3 protein-coding genes are annotated in these 2638 nt (G+C 73.2%); 1 reads left to right on the forward strand and 2 read right to left on the reverse strand.

The genetic code is table 11. The features are described from left to right. Window positions 1–593: RICIN domain-containing protein (locus tag ETD86_RS53800; protein ID WP_170223808.1), on the reverse strand; the 593-nt coding region annotated here is incomplete at its 3' end. A gap of 299 nt (window positions 594–892) precedes the next feature. On the opposite strand from ETD86_RS53800, the gene ETD86_RS53805 reads away from it, so the two are divergent. Next, on the forward strand, window positions 893–1786 hold the full coding sequence (locus ETD86_RS53805) for a siderophore-interacting protein (RefSeq protein WP_138674303.1): 894 nt from the start codon (window positions 893–895) through the stop codon (window positions 1784–1786). Here the strand turns inward: ETD86_RS53805 and ETD86_RS56525 are convergent. Next, window positions 1776–2638 (reverse strand): hypothetical protein (locus ETD86_RS56525; RefSeq protein ID WP_170223809.1); only part of this gene is annotated, 863 nt, incomplete at its 5' end. The two genes, ETD86_RS53805 and ETD86_RS56525, sit on opposite strands and share 11 nt — an antisense overlap.

The following is a 2638-nucleotide window of genomic DNA, read 5'->3' on the forward strand; positions in this document are numbered from 1 at the left end:
GTCGGGTTGCCGCCGGGAGGCGGCGTCGTCACGGTGGGGGTCGGGTCGGGACCGGGGGTGCCGCCGCCTGCGGGCACGAGCCGCCACTGCTTGGTCGCGACGGAGTCGCAGGAGTTCGTCTGCACCAGGGCGCCCGACGAGGTCGCGTTGTCCTTGGTGTTGAGGCACTTGCCGCCGTTGGCGTTGACGACCCTGACGGTGCTGCCCGACTCGGGCAGCGTCCACGTCTGCGACGTCGCGCCGGTGCAGCTCTCCTGCTGCACCGGCTTGCCCGCGGAGGTGCTGGCGTCCCGTACGCCGGCGCACTTGCCGCTGTGGGCGGCCTTGAGCGTGTAGCCGCTGCCGGCCGCGGCCAGGTTCCAGGTCTGGCCGGAGCCGCCGCAGCCGGTCTGGGTGAGCTGGACGGCGTCGGACGAGGTGGCCCCCGGCACGGTGAGGCACAGGCCGCTGGCGTTGTTGACCACGGTGTACGCTCCCGGCGCCGGTGCGGCGGCCGCGGACGAGGCCGCCGCGACGCCGGCGATGGCCGTGCCGGTGAGGGCGAGGACGCCGGCGATGACCGCGGCCGTTCTGCCGTTGATTCTCTGTCGCACGATTCAAGCTCCTTGCTGGCCCGAGCAGGCCGGAACCGGCCCGCGACGTAGAGTCCCCCCAGCGAGCAATCGTTCACATATGTGGCTGCCATACGTGTGAGCGAACACGCCACAACATAGGTAAGCGCTTTCCCGCTGTCAACGCGCGGTGAAACTTTCATCACAACGCCGCTTGCCCGCCGGTGAGACCCACGCCCCACCTGCACTGACGCGGTGATGCCCCGGCTAGGACCCCGCGCTGGCCATCTTGCGCGCGATCGTTTAGGTTAGGCTCACCTAATATCGATGGAGAGGTCGGGATGAGCCAGCCCTTTCACATGTTCCACGTTCAGGTCGGTCGGCTGCAGCGCCTCAGCCCGTCGTTCCTGCGGGTGACGTTCACCGGAGAGGAGCTCCATCACTTCGCCGACAACGGCTTCGACCAGCGCATCAAGCTCATCCTGCCGGTGCCCGAGCACGGCCTGGCCCACCTGCCGACCGGCCCGGACTGGTTCACGCGGTGGCGAGGGCTGGACGACGACAAGCGCAACCCGATGCGCACGTACACCGCCAGGCAGGTACGGCGGGAGGCCGGCGAGGTGGACGTCGACGTGGTCATGCACCCCGGCGGCGACGGCCCGGTGGCCCGCTGGGCGGAGCGGGCGCGGCCCGGCGACAAGGCCGTCCTCCTGGGCCCCGACGCCCGTTACGACGGGTGGCACGGCGGCCTGGAGTTCCGGCCGCCGGCGGGGAGCAGGACCGTGCTCATCGCCGGCGACGAGACGGCCGTGCCCGCGATCTGCTCCGTGCTCGAACGCCTGCCCGCCGGGGTCGTGGGCGAGGTCCTCATGGAGGTCCCGTGCGAGGACGACTTCCTGCCCGTCGAGACCGCCTGCTCGGTCAAGGTCGGCTGGCTGGCCAGGAACGGCGCCGAGCGCGGCGACCTGCTCGTCCCCGCCGTGCGGGCCGCCGCCGACCGGCTGCTGCCGCCGCTGCCGGTGCCCGAGGCCTTCGACGACGTGGACGTCGACGCCGAGGAGCTGTGGGAGGTGCCGGAGGAGGACGCGGCGGACTCGCTGTACGCGTGGCTGGCCGGCGAGGCGGCGGTGATCAAGACCTTGCGCAGGCACCTGGTGGCCGAGCGGGGCATGGACCGGCGGGCGGTGGCGTTCATGGGCTACTGGCGGCACGGCCGCGCCGAGGTCAACGCGTAACGATGCGGCGCTCCTCGGGAGTGGGCGGCCGTACCCAGGTCAGGCCCGGCCCGCCGGCCGCGATCACGCCGGACAGGACCTCGCGCAGCAGCTCGTCCGCCGCGACGCCGGGCTGCTTCTCGCGGGCCTCCTGGTAGAGGTCGAGCACGCGGGCCAGGTCCAGCAGCATCGTGTTGGTCTGGCACGTTCCCACGGCGCCGGCCGCCTGCTCGCCTGTCACGGTGACCCGCAGCGCGCCCAGGTCGTGGACGCCCTTGGTCCCGGGCGGGCACACGATCGCCCGTACGGCGTCGGCGAAGGCCGCCTGGTCCATGCCGTCCACCTCGCCGGCCGGCCACTCCGGCCGCAGGTGCAGCACCCCGGGCCGCTCGGCGGCCGCGAACCGCGCCATCATGGCGGCGACCGTGCCGTGCGGATCGTGCATCGCGGCGTCGCCCAGGGCGGCGAAGCCGTCGGCGAGCAGGTGCAGGGAGATCAGCCGCGGCGGGCCGTACGTCGTGAGCACGCCGTGCTCCCCCACCAGGCGCAGGGCGTTCCCCGCGTCGTGGTAGGCCCGCAGGCCCTCCATGAACGCGGCCTCGGCCTCGGGCGTGAGGCTCAGCTCCCAGTCCCACGTCCGCTCGGCCTCGAAGCCGCCGCCGGCGTCACCGCCGACCGGGTCACGGCGAAGCCACCAGACCACCACCCCCACGACGATGGCGGCCGGCACTGCGGCTGCGATCCACACGAGGAGCTCGACGGGGTCAGGGCGCAGATCAACGCGTTCCTGGCGGCCGCGCCTCCGGCGGACGCCGACGTGGTGATCGAGGACCGGCACGTGCCGGGGCCCGACGGCGCCCCCGACGTCCGGGT

It is taken from the genome of Nonomuraea turkmeniaca, assembly GCF_005889735.1.
Lineage (GTDB): Bacteria > Actinomycetota > Actinomycetes > Streptosporangiales > Streptosporangiaceae > Nonomuraea > Nonomuraea turkmeniaca.